This window comes from Flavonifractor sp. An306 (assembly GCF_002159455.1).
Lineage (GTDB): Bacteria > Bacillota > Clostridia > Oscillospirales > Oscillospiraceae > Flavonifractor.
In genome coordinates, this window is the sequence record NZ_NFIQ01000222.1 from 1 (window position 1) to 950 (window position 950).

Below are 950 nucleotides of genomic sequence, written 5' to 3' on the forward strand. Positions count from 1 at the left end.
TTCCAGTAGGGATCGTTCTCACCCTGGGTGCGAACGGACTCCAGTAGATCAATGGCGTGCCGGAGAAGATCTCCATCTACTTCAGCGTTCTCGCCAAGGGCACCGTGGTCACCCAGCACCGCCAGATTGCTGTAGGCTCGGCCCAGTTTTAGCGTCAGCAGATAATCCCGCTCCTGTTCCGGGATGGCTTCGATAGCCTCAATGCATCGGGCAAACTCATCCGCATCATTCCACTTCTCAATCTGCTCCAGCAGCTCTGCTTTTTCTGCCTGATTCATCGTTTCACCGCCTTTTCCGTGTCATCCTTTGCCTTTTTTGAAGTGTCCGCTGCCTCGCCAGGTGTTGACTACACAGGTGAAGATCTGACCGCAGTGCTTGCACCGAATCATGTGAGCCATAATTTCGTCTGCCCACCCATCCTCATTCTTTACCTTCTCCAGCGGACAGGTGGATTCCTCTGCAATCAGTTCAAATTCACCTTGTTCCACCAACTGCTGGATATAGGCAATACAGGCCAGGTAGTCCTTGGGAGCATCAAATTTTCTCCATGTTTGAATGCTTCGGCAGTGCTCGCACATAATGGATGCCTCCTCCTGTAAACGGTTGTTGTCAGCCCTGTATATCAGCGTCAACGGGGCCTTTTTTCAGCGTTCCATCCACAGTGATCACATGGCCCCAGAACATATCGTCGTCCTCGTACCAGGCGGTAAAACGGCCGCCGGGAGATACTGTAAACTCGGTGAGCAGGATGCGCCGGGCGAACTCATCCTCGGTGATGGGGTCTTTTTCCGGGTCACGGTCGGTCTGGTCATTGTCCGCCAGCCATTCGTTGGCCTGAGCAGTGAGCTTCTGGGCAGCCATCGCTCGCAGGGACTTATCCCAGGTTTCCTGGTCTGCCACCAGTTTCTTCATCACATTGGTGACACGGGTCCAGGACGCTTTCTTTTCAA

2 protein-coding genes and 1 pseudogene are annotated in these 950 nt (G+C 53.7%); all 3 read right to left on the bottom strand.

Translation table 11 applies throughout. From position 1 onward, the window contains the following. Positions 1 to 278, bottom strand: a pseudogene (locus B5F88_RS19760) (DUF2185 domain-containing protein); the annotation flags it as partial. A 21-nt stretch (positions 279 to 299) separates the two neighbouring features. Further along, entirely contained in the window at positions 300 to 578 is a 279-nt protein-coding gene (locus B5F88_RS19765; RefSeq protein WP_087937079.1) for a hypothetical protein, read from the bottom strand. 31 nt (positions 579 to 609) lie between these two features. Next, positions 610 to 950, bottom strand: a 341-nt coding sequence (locus B5F88_RS19770; RefSeq protein ID WP_140402238.1) for a DUF2262 domain-containing protein, incomplete at its 5' end; no start/stop codon positions are given.